The organism is Edwardsiella hoshinae NBRC 105699 = ATCC 33379 (assembly GCF_000474215.1).
Lineage (GTDB): Bacteria > Pseudomonadota > Gammaproteobacteria > Enterobacterales > Enterobacteriaceae > Edwardsiella > Edwardsiella hoshinae.
Window position 1 is genome coordinate 1 of record NZ_BAUC01000039.1, and the last position, 18,339, is coordinate 18,339.

Annotated in this window: 16 protein-coding genes; 5 read left to right on the top strand and 11 right to left on the bottom strand. The window is 53.0% G+C overall.

Features of this window, described 5'->3' with window-relative positions; translation table 11 throughout:
- Window positions 1–75: 75 nt before the first annotated feature.
- From murI to aphA, 4 genes are all read right to left on the bottom strand, one after another.
- A complete protein-coding gene (gene murI / locus EHO01S_RS14865; RefSeq protein ID WP_024524711.1) occupies window positions 76–939 on the bottom strand; it encodes a glutamate racemase in 864 nt (287 codons plus the stop codon).
- A complete protein-coding gene (gene btuB / locus EHO01S_RS14870; RefSeq protein WP_024524712.1) occupies window positions 884–2,734 on the bottom strand; it encodes a TonB-dependent vitamin B12 receptor BtuB in 1,851 nt (616 codons plus the stop codon). The genes murI and btuB overlap by 56 nt, the downstream gene beginning before the upstream one ends.
- 330 nt (window positions 2,735–3,064) lie before the next feature.
- Window positions 3,065–3,889, bottom strand: a complete 825-nt coding sequence (locus tag EHO01S_RS14875; protein WP_024524713.1) for a 5'-nucleotidase, lipoprotein e(P4) family — start codon at window positions 3,887–3,889, stop codon at window positions 3,065–3,067.
- Between the two features lie 27 nt (window positions 3,890–3,916).
- Window positions 3,917–4,642, bottom strand: coding sequence for an acid phosphatase AphA (gene aphA / locus EHO01S_RS14880; RefSeq protein WP_035370732.1), 726 nt, complete (start codon window positions 4,640–4,642; stop codon window positions 3,917–3,919).
- A 237-nt stretch (window positions 4,643–4,879) separates the two neighbouring features.
- Here aphA and EHO01S_RS14885 point away from each other — a divergent pair, with 237 nt between their 5' ends.
- Window positions 4,880–6,013: a porin gene (locus tag EHO01S_RS14885; RefSeq protein ID WP_024524715.1), complete on the top strand. Its 1,134-nt coding sequence runs from the start codon at window positions 4,880–4,882 to the stop codon at window positions 6,011–6,013.
- A 376-nt stretch (window positions 6,014–6,389) separates the two neighbouring features.
- Complete coding sequence (trmA, locus tag EHO01S_RS14890) at window positions 6,390–7,490, top strand: tRNA (uridine(54)-C5)-methyltransferase TrmA (RefSeq protein ID WP_024524716.1); 1,101 nt, start codon at window positions 6,390–6,392, stop codon at window positions 7,488–7,490.
- A 50-nt stretch (window positions 7,491–7,540) separates the two neighbouring features.
- On the opposite strand, the gene EHO01S_RS14895 is transcribed toward trmA, so the two are convergent.
- A complete protein-coding gene (locus EHO01S_RS14895; RefSeq protein ID WP_024524717.1) occupies window positions 7,541–7,927 on the bottom strand; it encodes a YijD family membrane protein in 387 nt (128 codons plus the stop codon).
- 8 nt (window positions 7,928–7,935) lie between these two features.
- Window positions 7,936–8,613 (bottom strand): HTH-type transcriptional repressor FabR, encoded by a 678-nt coding sequence (gene fabR, locus EHO01S_RS14900; protein WP_024524718.1) that lies wholly within the window; start codon window positions 8,611–8,613, stop codon window positions 7,936–7,938.
- 250 nt (window positions 8,614–8,863) lie between these two features.
- Here fabR and sthA point away from each other — a divergent pair, with 250 nt between their 5' ends.
- Complete coding sequence (gene sthA / locus EHO01S_RS14905) at window positions 8,864–10,264, top strand: Si-specific NAD(P)(+) transhydrogenase (protein WP_024524719.1); 1,401 nt, start codon at window positions 8,864–8,866, stop codon at window positions 10,262–10,264.
- Here the strand turns inward: sthA and oxyR are convergent.
- Window positions 10,247–11,170 carry a DNA-binding transcriptional regulator OxyR gene (gene oxyR / locus EHO01S_RS14910; RefSeq protein WP_024524720.1) on the bottom strand — a complete coding sequence of 308 codons (924 nt, stop codon included), beginning with the start codon at window positions 11,168–11,170 and terminating at the stop codon, window positions 10,247–10,249. The two genes, sthA and oxyR, sit on opposite strands and share 18 nt — an antisense overlap.
- 138 nt (window positions 11,171–11,308) lie before the next feature.
- Between oxyR and EHO01S_RS14915 the strand changes: the two genes are divergently transcribed.
- Complete coding sequence (locus tag EHO01S_RS14915; RefSeq protein WP_024524721.1) at window positions 11,309–12,031, top strand: glutathione peroxidase; 723 nt, start codon at window positions 11,309–11,311, stop codon at window positions 12,029–12,031.
- 87 nt (window positions 12,032–12,118) lie between these two features.
- Window positions 12,119–13,567 carry a dihydrolipoyl dehydrogenase gene (locus EHO01S_RS14920; protein ID WP_024524722.1) on the top strand — a complete coding sequence of 483 codons (1,449 nt, stop codon included), beginning with the start codon at window positions 12,119–12,121 and terminating at the stop codon, window positions 13,565–13,567.
- Window positions 13,568–13,645: 78 nt separating this feature from the next.
- On the opposite strand, the gene argH is transcribed toward EHO01S_RS14920, so the two are convergent.
- The 4 genes from argH to argC form a co-directional block, all read right to left on the bottom strand.
- Window positions 13,646–15,019, bottom strand: a complete 1,374-nt coding sequence (argH, locus tag EHO01S_RS14925) for an argininosuccinate lyase (protein ID WP_024524723.1) — start codon at window positions 15,017–15,019, stop codon at window positions 13,646–13,648.
- Window positions 15,020–15,097: 78 nt separating this feature from the next.
- Window positions 15,098–16,312, bottom strand: coding sequence for an argininosuccinate synthase (locus EHO01S_RS14930; RefSeq protein WP_024524724.1), 1,215 nt, complete (start codon window positions 16,310–16,312; stop codon window positions 15,098–15,100).
- Window positions 16,313–16,356: 44 nt separating this feature from the next.
- Window positions 16,357–17,130, bottom strand: a complete 774-nt coding sequence (gene argB / locus EHO01S_RS14935; RefSeq protein ID WP_024524725.1) for an acetylglutamate kinase — start codon at window positions 17,128–17,130, stop codon at window positions 16,357–16,359.
- 30 nt (window positions 17,131–17,160) lie between these two features.
- The gene (argC, locus tag EHO01S_RS14940; RefSeq protein ID WP_024524726.1) at window positions 17,161–18,165 is read right to left on the bottom strand and encodes an N-acetyl-gamma-glutamyl-phosphate reductase; all 1,005 of its coding nucleotides are present in this window, start codon (window positions 18,163–18,165) and stop codon (window positions 17,161–17,163) included.
- Window positions 18,166–18,339: the final 174 nt, after the last annotated feature.

The following is an 18,339-nucleotide window of genomic DNA, read 5'->3' on the forward strand; positions in this document are numbered from 1 at the left end:
CCCGGCGTGACAAGTCTTAATTTAAAAAAATCGCACAATAGGGCAACTTTTCAACAGAACGGGGTAAATCGTCGCTTATATGCACAATTCCTCTAGCGAATCGAACCCCTGCCGGCGTAGAACGGGCAATAATGCTACCGTTTGCGCATCACAACGTGTCGCATAGGCGATATTACGCTGATCTGTGCCAACCTGAGTCGCCTGATTAGCAATCAGCCAGGCGACCCGGCGCGCAATCGCAGCGCCAGAATCGACCATCCGTGTTCCCGTCGGTAAGATCTGCGCCAACTCCGCACGTAGCAGTGGGAAATGAGTGCAACCTAATACCACGGTATCCGGCGGCTCTGCCATAGTAAGCCACGGGCGCAAAATTGTACGCAGTCGTTGCCGATCAACTGCCTCACCATGCAACTTCGCCTCGGCAATTTCGACCAACTCTGCCGAGCCAAGCATCTTAATCTGACAATCTGCCGCAAAACGGGCAACGAGCTCATGCGTGTAGGCGCGTTGCACAGTCGCCCGCGTCGCCAATAAACCAACGATGCCATTGCGTGTCAACTTCGCCGCTGGCTTGATGGCAGGAACCACACCCACAACCGGAAAAGAAAAACGTTCACGTAATGCCGGTAACACGATGGTGCTCGCCGTATTACACGCCACAACCATCGCCGATAGCGTATGACGCCGTTGGATCGCGTCGACGATCAACAACACTCGCTCAGTGATGAATGCGGCCTCTTTCTCCCCATAGGGAAAACCTTGGTTATCGAACGCGTAGATATAGTGAAGATCCGGTAATAAAGCTTGGATCTCTTGATAAACAGAAAGCCCACCGACCCCAGAGTCGAACACCAGCACGGTGGGCTTGGCAGTGGCTACATCATCAGAAGGTGTAGCTACCGGAGAGATAATATTCCCGTCCTGCGGTTTGGTAGCCATAAGCGGTTTGGTAACTTTTATCCAAAAGATTACCGATTCTACCACGAACCGTCAGGTGAGATGTAACAGGATAGGAGGCTGAAATGTCCACCGTACTGTAACTCGGAAGTTTACCACCCGGTGCGGAGCTCTCATTACGGCGACCATAATATTGGTAGGCCAGATCCATCTCCAACAGCCCCATATTCCAATCCAATTGATATTTACCCTGATGGCGGGAGCGACGCGGCAATAGCTGGCCGGTCTTATCATCTCGCGGATCGATATATTGCAAGGTAATCCGGTGGCTCACGAGCCCGGTATCAAAGGTGCCGACCCACTCCACGCCCTTAATCGTCGCCGAGTCAATATTGCGATACTGCCCTTGCCGGGTATCGGGATCGCTGGAATAGGTGATCAGATTACGTACCTGGTTACGGTAGGCCGACAGTTGCCAATCCAACGGGCCACTCAGTCCACTTAACCCCAATTCCCATTGGCTAGACGCTTCTGGACGCAGATCTGGGTTACTCTTGATCTTCATCCGCTCGGCACCGAACTGTTGCCCCAAGGAGGGCGCCAAGAAACCGGTGCCATAGGAGAGGGTGGCGCGATAACCTGACGCGAACTCCCAACCTGCCGCACTCTGCCAGGTACCATGCCAGCCAAACTGCTGATCCTTGTCTGCCCGGCCAGAGGCCTCGAGTGTCACACTCCCCACTTGGCGTTGACCGCTCAGATAAAAGCCAGCATCATAACGTTGGTAATGTTGTTTCGTCGTGATGTTCGATGAGATCAGACGTTGCTGCTGCCAATCGGCCCCAGCACTCAGCATACCGCTGTCGAAACGGTAGGTATTACCCCATTGCAGGTTATACTGGCGTAAATCATCCAGTGAGCTCCCCTCACCATAGCGGCCATAGACCGGACCGTAGTTATAGTCTTTAACACGCTGGTAAGCCGCGATCAACTGCGAAGCATAGGCTCCAGAGTGATAACGCAACCCCATATCATAACTATGATTGTAAAGTTGGCGTTGGGTACCGCTGCTCGCCTTACCCTTTTCCCCCGCATCGTAATCCGAGGCATCGCTATAGCCATGACCACGTACAAAACCTGACCACGCCGGCGTAAAACGATGTTCGACGCCTCCCCATAGCACCTTATTACGAAAACCATCACGGTCACCGTCAGGTGCATAAGGGGAATCGGGCTTCACATTAAATCCTTTCGTCGATTGGAAGGCGCCAGCCAAGGAGAGTGTTGTATTCCCTAACTGCTGGCGTACCCCAGCATCATATTGCTGATAATGATTCGAACCAGTCCCGATCCCCAGCCTCGCCTCCGGCTCCGCATCCAGTGTAATGATATTAATCACACCACCGATGGCCCCAGAACCGTAAACTGCCGAACGCGGCCCACGGATATATTCGATACGCTGCACCATAGCGATAGGGATCTTGTTCAATGCGGCAACATTACTGATCCCCGGGCGCGCCAGCGGAATACCATCCAGCAGGATGAGAGCCTGCCGTGCTTCGCTACCACGCAGATAAAGAGAGGAGTTCTGACCTAACCCTCCATTTTGGGCGATGTCGACCCCCGGTAGACGGCGCATTACCTCATCAAGGCTCTTCGATTGCCAACGCGCAATATCATCGCGCGTCACCACATCCATTGGCGCCAACACCGTCGATACGGGCTGACTGAAGCGGCTCGCCGTCACGACCATGTCACTCGACTCAGCCTGCACCATGCTGGGCATAGCGACAAGTACAAACGGCAACCATGCAATAACTTGATATGTGTTATTCATTATAATAGACCCTACTTTCCATCCAAGCGTAGAGGGCTGGTGCCCTGCCACCAACCCTGAAAAAACGAGGCATTCTACCCGTCACACGCTAGTAGGGATACTCAAAAACATGCACTATCTCGCCAACGATTGGCTTTATAACAGGAAGCTAGGAAGGCAATAAGAGAATTATATGAAGCTCAATGCGATCAACATCATTTTCAACTAAAATAACGAATAATCGCTCGATTTTTTAGTGACAAAAAATGTGCTAGCACTAACGTAAAATGCAATAGCGATCGCACATAATAGGTCATTAAGGCGCCATAATCGGCGCCAAATACAGAAACTTTACTGTGCAGATGGCTGCCAAGCCGACAAGTTAGCAGCGCGGATCTTCAGCTTCCCAGCCGCGGACTGTTGCCAATAATCCTTTGCCATGCCCCCCTCCCAGTCGCCGTAGGAAGGATTAGGCAGAATGATAAACTGCGTGCCGAATTTCTGATGATTCTCCGCTACAAAGCCCTTACGCTGTGCATTAGCCTGGTGATAAGTCTCACCGGTGAAGTCATTCAGGTTATCGCCAACGAACAACACCGGGTAATAACCCATCTCACTCACTCGCTTGAAACGAGCGACCTTGTTACTACCGCTGCTATCTTTCAGCAACAATGTCTGTGCGCTGATATCAGGAAAACCCTGAGCTTTCAGATTAGCCTCAGTGCTCGCTAAGCCCTGCTGAGTACGGTTGGAGATATAGAAGACACGTCCACCATGATCGAGCACAAAGCGCGCAAAGGAAGCCGCGCCCGGTAGTGCCTTCGCCTGGCGAGCCGCTACCCACTTATCCCAATCCGCCTCGCTGAAACTACGCGACTGTTTAATCTGCCATGCCGCATAGGGCGTGTTATCCAACATCGTTTCATCGATATCGACGATCACCGCCTTCTTACTGCCCTTCGGGGCCGGATTGTTGAGAAACGCCGTTTTCGCTATATTGAATGCCTGCCAGGACAACGCCTGATACTCGCCTGACTGTTGCATCCAGTTAACGGCCAGCGTTGCCTGAGATGACAGTTGCTGTTGTGCACTCTGCTGCGAATCCTTAGGATGGGCGGCGCAACCGGCCAATACCATTACGGTGGCGGCCAGGCTCAATTTAAATAAATGTTTCATCACATCCTCTTAGCTTTAAACCGCCGATCAGTATTGGGAGTTTACAATCACTTTTTCGCCAAACACACCGTTTTTCGGCATTGGTTTATTGGTAGAGTTCAACGGACGCAGTACACGAATCCCCTCTGCCCCCGCTTTTCGCGCATCAAGAATATCGTTATCAGAATCACCATAGAAAATCGTAATGTGATGCTTCTGCATATATTCAACCTTCGCATCAGGTTTCGTTCCAGCGAAAATAACCTTATTCAGTTGATTATCGGGAATCTTGAAGTCATCTTTCAGCGTTTTCGTCAAATCCTCTTTACCATTAGAGGGCATCGGTCGACCAGTAATAAAGTAAACATGATCGCCACGTTTTAAGTGCAACGCCATCAACGCACGCCCTGAATCCTTCGGAATGGAAAAGCGATCCCAACCACTACTGCTGACCTCATCCCAAAACTTTTGATTTTTCAAGAAAGCATTACTATCCGGAGAAAATTTTTGCTTACCATAGAAAAAAGCCGGGCTAGAAAACAGCAAAGTATCATCGATATCGAATCCTACACTAATCGGTGCCTTCCCTTTCAGACTATCGGCGACCTGCTCGATAGAGATCCAATGAATCGGATATTGCTGTGTCAGTTGTGTTAACGTAGCGCCGAGATTTGGCTGACTAGCAATCTCGCTTGCAAAGAGAGTCGGAGAGCAAAAGAGGCTAGAGGTAGCAATAACCAAGGCTAACAATGATTTTTTTTTGCTTATAAACATAACAGTAATCTCTGGTGATGTTGAGTGAAGAAGACTGCGGATAAATTATTAAAACTATATCGACTCAAACCTAGCGATTAACGTGACCCCGATCTCTGTTTAAAGATATTCATGATACAAATAGACCTCATATTGTGATATGCATCACAAAAATATGCCTATTTTTTATATAATCATAAAAAAGCAACGCTGTTGCTACTGATTTTAATAACGTTTTGTAATCACTCTCAGGAATCAATGATGAATAAAATCCGCTCGCTTATGGCGTTATCTACCATAAGCTGCATGGGTATGTTGCCGCTCGTCTCACATGCCGCTGAAATTTATAATAAGGATGGCAACCGAGTTTATTTAGATGGTTCATTCAAAGTCCGTCACTATTTCTCTTCAGATAATTATATGTCTGGTGATCAATCTAAAGTTAAATTTACTCTACGTGGTGAGACTAAGATTAATACCATTATGATTGGCTATGCCCGTTGGGAGTACAACGTTAAATTAAATCAAGCAGAAAGAACTTGCCGAAATAAAAATACTAGTCGTATCGGTTATGCTGGTATCGGCTTCGGAAAATACGGAAGTTTTGATTATGGCCGAAACTACGGCATCCTTAACGATATTAATGGCTGGACCGGTGCTCCAGTACCAGTATTCGGTGGGCTATCCTATGATGGCATCGATAACTTTATGACCTATCGTACCAACAACGTTGCCACCTACCGTAACCGTAATATTTTTAATTTAGTGGATGGATTAGACTTCGCCCTACAGGTACAAGGCAAAAATGACGGGTGGAATGACCCAGAGAACCAGATCGGTCCACTGAATAACAATCCGCGTGGTGTCGCCCACCAAAATGGTAACGGGGTTGGCACTTCGTTAGTCTACCGCTTCAACAATGGCCTCAGCATCGGTAGTTCATACGCCAACTCAGCCCGAACGCTGGAGCAACGGAAAGATAACTTAGGCAAACGCGCCAGCGGATGGAACGTTGGGGCTAAATATGACAATAATAATGTATATCTGGCCGCCATCTATGGCGAAGTTAAGAATATGCACTACATCGGTAAACAGGATGGATTTGCACCTAAAGCGCGTGGTTATGAACTGTTAGCACAATACCAGTTTGACTGTGGTTTTAAACCCTCTATCGCTTACTTAAACGGGAGCGCCAAAGATCTAAAAGGTAACTCAGGCAGCAATCAAACCTATGTCAAATATCTCGACCTCGCGACGACCTATGCCTTTAACAGAAACCTAGCATTAGTCCTCGAATATAAGATCAACTTACTGGATAACAACACATTTACCCGCAACAACCACATCAGCACTAACGATATTTTTGTCACTATGTTGAACTATCGCTTCTAACTCAGGAATCTGGCTGGCAGCACGCCTCGCCAGCCTCAACCGTCCGCCATATCCTCCCGACCACATATTGCCCGTGTCGTGGTAGGACGCAACATGGAATGCTAACCGGGAGAGAATACCGCTAACATCAACTAATACAGACAAAACAACAATACCTCTCACACCCCACCATCATCCTGGCTGGCGATGAATGGAAAAGCGTATCTGGGGCTGGACATCATACGCTCATCGCCTACAATCCCAGCCTTTAGGATACCTGTCGCCATCCAAGTGCATCTCGCCCTCCGAGTGCAGCGTGTCAGCGCCGCACCATCGCGTGCGTGCATCCGCGGCGGCGTAGATCCCCTGCCTGACCCCCATGCCGATGAGAACCGATATGACACCAAGCATGCTGCCAACCGAACACTATGATGAACAGCTCCAGGAAAAGATCCACCGTTTGGCGCAGATGATGCAGCCCTTCGGCGCCCCCGCCGTCCAGGCTTTTCGCTCCCCGGCTAGTCACTACCGGATGCGTGCCGAATTCCGTATCTGGCATGAGGGTGACGATCTATACCACATCATGTTTGACGCCCAGAGTAAACGACGCATCCGCGTCGATCAGTTCCCCGCGGCTAGCGAGCTAATCAACCGACTGATGCCCTTGCTGATCGATGCCTTACGCCCTAATCCAACGTTGCGCCACAAGTTGTTCCAGATCGATTATCTCTCGACGCGTAGCAATCAAGCCGTCATCTCGCTGCTCTATCATCGCCCGCTGGATGACGCCTGGCGCCAAGCCGCACAGACGCTACGTAACCAGCTACAAGCTCAAGGGTATGATGTTCAACTGATAGGACGCGCCAGTAAAACCAAAATCTGCCTCGATCGAGATTGGGTCGATGAGGTCCTGCCGATCGCTGGACGTGACATGATCTACCGCCAGGTAGAAAACAGCTTCACCCAACCCAACGCGGCCATCAATATCCAGATGTTAGAGTGGGCGCTGGATGTAACTCAAGGAGCCCGCGGCGATTTACTGGAGTTGTATTGCGGTAATGGCAACTTTTCCCTGGCGCTAGCTCGCAACTTCCGTCGGGTCTTAGCCACAGAGATTGCCAAGCCTTCCGTTGCCGCCGCACAATACAACATTGCCGCCAACCAGATAGACAATGTCCAGATCATTCGGATGTCGGCCGAAGAGTTTACTCAGGCCATGCACGGGGTTCGCTCCTTCAACCGTCTGCAAGGTATCGATCTGCACAGCTATACATGCGACACCATCTTCGTCGATCCGCCACGTAGCGGCCTAGATGCGGAAACACTCAACTTGGTACAAGGCTATCCTCAGATCCTATACATCTCCTGCAATCCAGAGACGTTATGCACCAATCTTCAGACACTTAATCAGAGCCATCACATCACACGTTTGGCGTTGTTCGACCAATTCCCCTATACCCATCACATGGAATGTGGCGTCCTACTTGAACGCCGTTAAACGCGAAAAAATCGGGCAGCCAATAGGCTGCCCGAGTCGTTTTTACTGATTCAGAGGTGTTTATCCTCATCATCTCGTTCCTGGGCGATATGATCGCGCTGCTTCTTAATGCGTACGCCGATCCACAACACCAGCGCCACGCACAGCAGCGAGGGAAGAAAATTAGAGCCGATAGCCGGGTACTCGACACGGATTAGCGTGCTATAAAACAGCAGGCCGAGCAAAAAACAGGATGACGAGAGCATCGGCATGCCTTCCGGCATAGCGACGTTAAGGTAACGTTGATGCAAGCAATATGCAGAAAGCACCAAGGCGAGCAGTGGAAAAATAGAAAAAGGCACTACGCTGCTGAACAGCGCAGAAAATGAACCGCTAATGGATAAGCCTGCCACGGTAGACAGGATCAGCGTTCCTATATCAAGACGACGTTTACTCATCTCCTCCCCTATGACTTATGATAATGAATGCTGTCTTCGGCGCCTTCGCAGGCCTGTAGCTGCGCCAGATGTGCCTTTTCCTGCTCACGCCGATACCAGTAATACACGCCTTTCGAAATCATCCGCAACTGCAACACCAAGCGCTCTTCCAGCTGGCGTCGTTGCTCGTTATCAATATCTAACGCCTCAGCACCAGCACTAAACACAATGGTAACCATGGCCTCGGCCTGCGCCTCGGTAAAACTACGCGGCATGTGATTTTCGATTTCCAGATAATCAGCAAGTTCCGCAATAAAATGCTGAATTTCCCGTTGCACCGCTGCACGAAACGCAGCAGAGGTCCCCGAACGTTCACGTAATAAGAGACGAAACGCATTCGGATTATTGCCGATAAACTCCATGAATGTCGCAACCGAGGTACGGATCACACTCCCCCCCTTGGCGATCCGCTGACGCGCCTGACGCATCAACTGACGCAACATCAGGCCGCTCTCATCCACCATGGTCAGACCCAACTCATCCACATCGCGGAAATGTCGGTAAAATGAAGTAGGAGCTATTCCCGCCTCGCGTGACACCTCACGCAGACTTAGGCTGGCGAAACTACGCTCGGCGCTAAGCTGGTTAAATGCCGCCTCGATGAGGGAACGGCGGGTCCGTTCCTTTTGTTGTGCCCTGACGCCCATATGTTTACCCGTTACTCTCTTCATATCCGGCCTTCCGGCGGGCACGCCGTGTGTCCCACCACTGTCTCACTATATCAAACTTAGCAACACCACGCTGGATTAACCCATGCCGCTATCCCCGGCAGCGCTATTCAATAATCATCTGCTAATCATAAGTATTTTCCATATAAATAATGAGGATGATTGGGATGTATAGCATTTCATGTTAAGATGCCGTTGTGGTTTTGTATAAAAAAAGGCCTACTCTAACATGCAACAGCATTTCCGTTTTGACGCCATTGTGATTGGTTCAGGTCCCGGAGGTGAGGGCGCCGCCATGGGATTGGTTAAACAAGGGGCGCGTGTTGCCGTGATCGAACGGCAATTCAGCGTCGGTGGCGGATGTACCCACTGGGGCACCATTCCATCGAAAGCCCTGCGCCATGCCGTGAGCCGTATCATTGAGTTTAACCAAAACCCGCTTTACAGTGACAATACCCGCCTAATCAGTGCCACTTTCCCCGATATTCTCCGCCATGCCGATAGCGTCATTAACCAACAAACCCGTATGCGTCAGGGGTTTTATGAACGTAATCATTGCCAACTGTTCTACGGCCAGGCGCGTTTTATCGATGCGCATACACTGAGTGTGACCTATGCGGATGGTAGTAGCGACACTCTCACGGCGGATAACATTGTCATCGCTTGCGGCTCGCGCCCCTATCACCCGCAAGAAATCGACTTCAGCCACCCTCGCATTTACGACAGTGACTCCATCCTTAACCTCCATCACGAACCCAGTCATATCATCATCTATGGTGCCGGCGTAATCGGTTGTGAGTATGCCTCGATCTTCCGGGGCCTCAACGTCAAGGTTGATCTGATTAACACCCGCGACCGTTTACTCTCCTTCCTGGATCAGGAAATGTCAGACTCCCTCTCTTACCACTTCTGGAATAACGGCGTGGTAATCCGTCACAACGAGGAATTTGAACAAATTGAGGGACTGGATGATGGGGTGATCGTTCACCTGCGCTCCGGCAAGAAGGTGAAAGCGGACTGCCTGTTGTTCGCTAATGGTCGTACCGGCAACACCGATGGGCTACAGTTAGAGGCGGTCGGGTTATCTGCCGACAAGCGCGGTCAACTCAAGGTGAACGCCCGTTACCAGACTGAGGTGCCACATATTTACGCCGTCGGCGATGTCATCGGCTATCCCAGCCTCGCTTCTGCCGCCTATGACCAAGGTCGTATCGCCGCCCAAGTCATTACTCGTGGCCAGGCCCATACTCATCTTATCGAAGATATCCCCACCGGGATCTACACCATCCCAGAGATCAGCTCCGTCGGTAAAACGGAGCAAGAACTGACAGCGATGAAGATCCCTTATGAGGTTGGCCGTTCACAGTTCAAGCACTTGGCCCGAGCGCAAATAGCCGGGATGAATGTTGGTGGCTTAAAGATCCTGTTCCATCGTGAAACGAAGCAAATCTTAGGGATCCACTGCTTCGGTGAACGCGCCGCCGAGATTATCCACATCGGCCAGGCAATTATGGAGCAGAAAGGGGAAGGCAATACTATCGAGTATTTCGTCAATACCACCTTCAATTACCCAACGATGGCCGAAGCCTATCGCGTCGCGGCACTAAACGGGTTAAACCGCCTGTTTTAACGCCTCACGCCGCTCCATCACGCTTTGCATATGCTCGCGGATCGCCTCCGCGAGCTGTTCATAGCGCGCACGTAACGGAGAGCCAGGGCGATAGACCAGAGCGATGGTGCGTTTCGGCTCAGGCTTATAACAGGGTAGGTAACTCACCCCATCACGCTGGCGCTCGATCGGAACCGCCAAATCCGGCAAGAGTGTGATGCCACTGCCTGCGGCCACCATGTTACGCAACGTCTCCAAACTGGTTGCTCGAAAATGGGTGTCCTCATCGGCTCCTGCTTCAAAGCAGAAGCCCATTGCCTGATCACGCAGACAGTGGCCATCTTCCAGCATCAACAGATGCTCCCCCGCCAATTCCGGCATCGCGATGCGTTCTTTCCCCGCCCAGGGATGATCGCTATACACCGCCAGCGTCATCGGCTCATCGAATAACGGAATCTCGATGAAGGCTTCGGTTTCCTTAACCAACGCCAGAATGGCGCAATCCAGCTTACCGCTATCTAACTGCGCCAGCAGTTGGGCGGTCTGAGCCTCATGCAGGTACATCTCTAGTTTCGGGAAGGCCTGGTGTAACATTGGTACGATCTGCGGCAACAGATAGGGACCGACGGTCGGGATCAAGCCAATGTGCAATGGGCCGGACATCGCCTCTCCCTGCTGACTGGCCATCTCCTTTAGCACCTTCACCTCACGCAGCACAGTACGCGCCTGTTCGACCAATAGCAGACCAGCCTGAGTAAACAACACCTTACGACTGGTTCGCTCCAGCAGCATCACCCCCAGCTCATCCTCTAGCTTACGGATCTGACCGCTGAGCGTGGGCTGGCTGACATGGCATGAATCAGCCGCCCGCCGGAAGTGGCGATGCTCAGCCAACGCCACCAGATACTCCAAATCCCGAATATTCATATTTCCCTCGCAATAGATAGCAAGCACCGATGGATAAGATAGCAATGAACGATTAGAACTATCAAGAGGGAGTCTCAATAATGACAAATAAGCAACAGGCTATAACCCGGTTTTGTTTACGAGAAAAGGTTGTCATGCATGTTTGGCCGTCAAGAAGGCAAAAGCGTCCCACAGGTTACCTTTCATGCCCGTCAAGGCGATCAATGGGTCGAAATCACCAGCGATGAACTGTTCCGTGACCAGCGTGTCATCGTCTTTTCATTACCGGGGGCATTCACGCCGACCTGCTCTACCAGCCATTTACCACGCTACAACGAATTGGCGCCGACCTTCCAGCAGTATGGCATCGACCGCATTCTCTGCGTATCCATCAACGACGCCTTCATTATGGAAGCATGGAAAAACGCGCAAAAGGCTGAGCACATCACCTTCTTGCCTGACGGCGAAGGCGATTTTACTCGTGGCATGGGCATGATGGTCGAGAAATCCGTACCAAGCTTTGGCCCACGCGCTTGGCGCTACTCCATGTTGGTCTGTAACGGCGTGATAGAGAAAATGTTCATCGAGCCTAATCATCCAGATGATCCGTTACAGGTTTCCGACGCCGATACGATGCTTAACTACCTGGCACCGGAACATCGCCACCAAGCGCCAATGTCTCTATTTACTCCCCCCGACAACCCTTACTGCGCGAAAGCAAAACAGTTACTTCGTGAGCAGGGGCGCCCGGATGAAGAGATCAGCCTGACACAAGTCAGCCTACGCGCCGTCACAGGCCTTGCCACGGTTCCTCAGGCCAGTGTCTCTGGTCGGCACATTGGCGGCAGTGAGAATTTGGAGCATTACCTGCAACAGGCTTAATAACGATAGAACCATCCATGGTTCATGAAAGCCAACACATTGGCGGGGCTTGCCCCGCTTTTTTTTCTGTACATCAGGAATCACACGATGAAAAAATTATCTGTCGATGTGGCTGTCATCGGTGGTGGAACCGCGGGTCTGGGCGCCTACCGCGCAGCCAAACGCCATACCCCACATGTCGTCATGATCGAAGGCGGTCCCTTTGGCACCACCTGCGCCCGCGTGGGCTGTATGCCCTCCAAGTTACTGATCGCAGCAGCCGAGGCTGCTCATCAGATCGCCCGCGCTCCCGGATTCGGGGTTCATCCCCAAGGAGCGCCCCGTATCGCTGGCCGTGAGGTGATGGATCGCGTCAAGCGTGAACGCGATCGTTTTGTCGGCTTTGTTATGGAAGGCGTCGAGCGTATCCCCGCCGAAGATAAAATCCTTGGCTATGCCCGCTTTCTCGATGACCATACTCTACAAGTGGATGAGCATACCCGTATCCACGCCCAGCGCATCGTGATCGCCAGCGGTTCGCGTCCGATCTGGCCAGCGGCCTGGAACGCGTTGGGCGACCGCCTGATCGTCAACGACGATCTGTTCGCTTGGGACACGCTACCGCGCGCTATCGCTGTCTTTGGCCCTGGGGTCATTGGCCTCGAACTGGGACAGGCCTTGCATCGTTTAGGCGTTACGGTCAAGGTATTCGGTATCGGCGGCGCTGTCGGCCCACTAACGGACGATGTGCTACGCCACTACGCCACCACGACGTTAGGCAAAGAGTTTTATCTCGACCCTGATGCGCACATCGATATGATGCAGCGTGAAGGCGAGCAGGTTTTGATTCGCTACCGCGATCGCGACGACCAGATGCAAACCTGCCTGGTGGATTATGTATTGGCCGCCACTGGACGACGTCCTAACGTCGACAATCTCGGCTTAGAAAACACCCATCTACAACGAGATACGCGTGGCGTTCCTATCGCCGATCCCCTGACCATGCAAACCAGCGTCGCACATGTCTTCATCGCGGGCGACGCCAGCAACCAATTACCCTTGTTGCATGAAGCGAGCGACCAGGCGCGGATCGCGGGCGACAATGCGGGCCGCTACCCACAAGTCGTCCCTGGCCTACGCCGCAGCGCGATCTCGGTGGTGTTCTCCGATCCACAGATCGCTATGGTCGGCGCCACGTTTCGTGAGCTCAACGAGAGTTATGGTGCTTGCGGCTGCTTCGCCGTCGGTGAAGCCTCCTTCGAGGATCAGGGCCGTTCGCGGGTGATGCTACGTAACCAGGGGAAGCTGCACGTATACGGCGAACAAGGCAGTGGGCGCTTCCTTGGTGCCGAGATGATTGGCCCGGATGCAGAGCACATCGCCCATCTGCTCGCTTGGGCCCATCAGCAACAGATGACCATCGACCAGATGTTGGATATGCCTTTCTATCATCCGGTGATCGAAGAGGGACTGCGTACCGCGCTACGTGACCTGCAAAGCAAATTGCGCCTCGGCGACGATGAGATCGAACGTTGCCTACGTTGCCCTGGAGAATAACGCGTTAAAGGGAGACACCCCGAGCCCTAACGAACGAGAGGTTCCGAACGGCACCTCTCGTTGCGCCAGCACGGAGACTCACCCTAAACGACACTGAGCCTCGGCAATGGCTTGAGCCACCTGCTGCGGTGCCACGCCACCACGTGCGCAGCGCTTCGCCAGACACGAGTCCAGCGCCAACACCAGGTAGACATCCTCACCGATGACCGGACTAAAGGCTTGCAGGGTCGCCAGCGGCATAGCCTCCAAGGCCTTCCCCTGAGCTAAAGCGGCGACCACCACTTCGCCAACGATATGATGTGCCTCGCGAAATGGGACCCCCTTGGCTACCAAGTAATCGGCCAGCTCCGTGGCATTGGCGTAACCTTGCTGTGCCGCCTCGGCACAACGTGAACGCTGCACCTGCAAATCCGCCAACACCAAACCAGCCATATGCAAGCAATCGAGCCACGTATCCAGAGCATCAAACAGCCCTTCCTTGTCTTCCTGCATATCTTTGTTATAAGCCAAAGGTAATCCTTTCAGGGTCATCATCATACCGCTCAACGCACCCTGCACCCGACCACACTTACCCCGAATCAGCTCTAAGGCATCGGGATTCTTCTTCTGTGGCATCAGTGACGATCCCGAGGTCACCCGATCTGACAACTCGATGAAACCCGCCTCACCACTGTTAAAAAAGATCAGATCCTCGGCAAAACGCGACAGATGCACCATGCTAATGGCGGCTGTGGACAGTAACTCCAAGACATGGTCGCGGTCAGAGACGCTGTCTAGGCTATTACGCGTCGCCGCCGCGAACCCTAACCATCCCGCCAACTGATCACGGTCAATGGGATAAGCAGTACCGGCCAAGGCCCCCGATCCCAACGGACTACTATCCAGGCGGTGTAACGCATCTGCTAATCGGTTTTCATCGCGCGTCAACATCTCCACGTAGGCCAGACACCAGTGTGCAAAGGTGATCGGCTGGGCTCGCTGCAAATGGGTATAACCCGGCATCACGCTATCCTGATTCTGCTCGGCACAGTGGAGCAATGCCTGCTGTAACGTCTGCAACGCCTGGCGTAACACATCTCCCTGCGCCTTGCACCACAGCTTAAGATCGGTCGCCACTTGATCGTTACGACTGCGACCGGTATGCAGCTTCTTACCCAGATCGCCAACTTTCCCGATCAACTGCTGCTCCACCCAACTGTGAATATCTTCGGCATCGCTGCGCAACATCGCCTGCGGATCGGCACGCACCTCCTCCAGCAGGGCCTCTAACGCCTGTGCCAAGATCTGTTGCTCTTGTGCCGTCAGCACACCGACACCAACCAATGCTCGCGACCACGCTACAGAGCCAATAATATCTTGCTCAGCCAGGCGATAATCAAAACGCAGGGAGTCATTGAATTGTTTAAACCGCTGATCCGCCGCTTGGCTAAAACGCCCACCCCAAAGTGCCATCGTGCCTGCTCCGTACTGTAAATGCCTCGTTGGCGGGCCACGCATGGGCCCGCCTCTGACCTAACCTGATACCAACGATTATTTAGCGCTATTCAACGCCCGAATACGCGATGAGAGGGAGAACAAGCGGATAAAGCCACCAGCATGGCTATGATCGTAAACATCATCCTCGCCAAAGGTTGCAAAGGCTTCATTGTACAAGCTGTTGGCCGATTTCTTCTGGATCGCCGTCGCCTGTCCCTTATACAGCTTAATCACTACCTCGCCACTGACCGCCTCGGCCAATGCATCGGCCGCCGCCTGCAACGACTGGCGCAACGGCGCAAACCAACGTCCGTCATACACCACGTAAGACATCTCCTGCCCCAACTTCTCGCGCCACTGAAAGCTGTCGCGATCCAAGACTAACTGCTCCACACCGCGCAGCGCCGCCATCATGATGGTCCCCCCAGGCGTTTCATAACAGCCGCGTGACTTGATGCCGACCAGACGGTTTTCCACGATGTCGATGCGCCCCACGCCATGACGGGCACCGATCTCGTTCAACGTTTGCAGGCAAGCGAAAGGCGTCATCGCCACACCATTGACCGACACCACTTCTCCCCGCTCGACACCGACAGTGACCCGCTCCGGCTGATCGGGTGCCTCCTCTGGTGCAGTAGTCCAGACCCAGCAATCTTGGTTCGCCGCATTCCATGGGCTTTCCAACACCCCGCCCTCCGTAGAGATATGCCAAGCATTGGCGTCACGGCTGTAGATCTTCTCCAAAGTAGCAGTCGTCGGAATGTCGCGAACTTTCAGGTAATCGAGCAAGGCCTCACGCGAACGCAGATCCCACTCGCGCCACGGGGCCACCACGTGTAACTGTGGTGCCAGCGCGGTATAGGTCGTCTCGAAACGGACCTGATCGTTACCCTTGCCAGTCGCACCGTGACACAGTGCATCGGCACCCAACTCCAATGCCAACTCAACCTGTGCCTTGGCGATCAACGGGCGAGCCATTGAAGTTCCCAACAGGTAACTTCCCTCATACAACGCACCGCTCTTCAGCACCGGATAGACATAGTCCTTGATGAAAGTTTCGCGCAGATCCACTACGTAGCAAGCGGAGGCGCCAGAGCGCAACGCTTTCTGCTCGATACCCACCAGGTCCTCACGCTCCTGACCGATATCCGCGACGAAAGCGATAACTTCGCAACCGCCATAGTTTTCCTTCAACCACGGAATGATGGCGGAGGTGTCCAAGCCACCGGAATAAGCCAGAACGATCTTGCTAATGCTTTGGGTTGCCATAATTTTTTTCCTTGTGTTCAACCGAATGTGTCGTTGTGTTTGTGCTATGCATGAATCCGTGTACCGACGGCCTCACCGTTAAACAAGGCCGGTAATTTTTCAGCGCAACGCCAGCCGGCAATATCGACGGCTCGTCCCAGCGTCTGTGCGGCCTCAAGTGCGGCATTGACTTTCACCACCATGCCATCGGTAATAATGCCCTGCGCAATCAGCTGCTGTGCCTTCGCAGTGGTCATCTCAGCGATGCGTTGTCCTTTACCGTCGAGGATGCCGCTAACATCGGAGAGCAACAGCAGATCAGCCTGTAAGGTAGCCGCCAACGCCGTCGCAGCTTGATCGGCGTTGACATTCAACACCATGCCATCGGTGCTGATACCGATAGAACTGACAATAGGTAGAAAACCCGCAGCCAGTAGCTGACGCACCCAGTGCGGCGATCCCGGTTGTGCCGCCCCCACATGACCGAGTGCCTCATCTAGGCAGGTAACCCGCACCATATCGCCATCCGCCAGCGATAAGCCCAACGCAGGCAAACCGTGGGCGATGGCGCAGGCTTGCAAAGCCTTATTGGCCGTCCCCGCCAACGCACCGCTGATAATGCCAATCTGATCGGCCGGCGTGACACGCAGCCCCTTCTGTTTCACCACTGGCAGTTGCAGTCGCGCCATCAACTCATCCACCAGACAACCACCGCCATGAACGATAACGATTGGACGCGAGGAATTACGGCGATAACGCAGCAACGCCTGAAAGAGGCGCGCCATCGCCTGAGGATTGTCGAGTAATACACCGCCGAGTTTGATGATTAACGGATCCATAGCTGCCTCTGTCTCTCCGACTGGTTTGAATTAAAGGAGGGCGCAAGTCTGCTGAAAGCCAAAGCGCAGATTCATACACTGCACCGCCTGGGCTGCCGCCCCTTTTAACAGGTTGTCTTCGGCGGCAATCACGATCAGATGCTCACCCTGTAAGGCGAAGCCAATATCGCAATAGGGCGTGCCGACCACTGCCCCGATCGATGGCAACGTCTCCTGATTCAGGCGCACCAGCGGCTGTTCCCGATAAGCGTGATAGAACGCCGTGGCGATCTCCGCCGCATCGACGCCACGTTTCACACGCAGGTGGATAGTCGCTAAAATTCCACGCGGGAAATTCCCCAAATGGGGGGTGAAAATGACTGAGACCCCCAAATGCGCGGCAATCTCTGGCTGATGACGATGCGTGAACAAGCCATACGGTTGTAGGCTCACCTCACAAAAGCTATTGTTCAGACTGGCCTTACGTCCAGCACCACTTACCCCGCTGACCGCGTTGATCACCGGCCACTGTGTCGTATCGACCAGACCAGCAACCAGTAAGGGCTTCAATGCCAGTTGCGCCGCGGTGGGGTAGCACCCCGGTAGGGCAATCAGCTGTGCCGAGCGCAACGCAGGAGCCTGCCACTCCGCCAGGCCATAGACAGCTTGTGCCAACCATTCGGGATATTGATGGGTAAAACCGTAATACTGCGGGTAAAACGCCGCTTGGTTCACTCGATAGGCCCCAGACAGATCGAAGACCGTGCAGCCCGCGGCGAGAAACTGCGGCGCTAACTGGTGACTCACAGCATGATCCGTTGCCAGGAACACTACGTCCGCCAGTGCTGCCAGATACGCCACGTCATCGCTGGCGATAAGCCGTTGGTCGACCACGCCTTTCAGCCGCGGATACAGATCAGATAAGCGTTTACCACCATCAACACTTTGCGCCGACACGGTCAAACCCGCTATGGTGATGCAGGGATGACGCTGTAGGTAGACGGCCAGCTCGGCACCGGTATATCCACTGGCGCCGACGACTAACGCCTTTAATATCGTTGGGATCTTGGACATCGCTGCGATAGCCTCTCTTGGTTAACCGTGGATACCGGACGAGACACCGCTCTCTTAACGTCTCATCGTCCAGCCAGTTAGCCCCGCAGCCATACCAGCACCCGGGCTTCCCTGTCTGTTTCTTTTGAATAGACTTTATTGTATTTTTATTCAAAA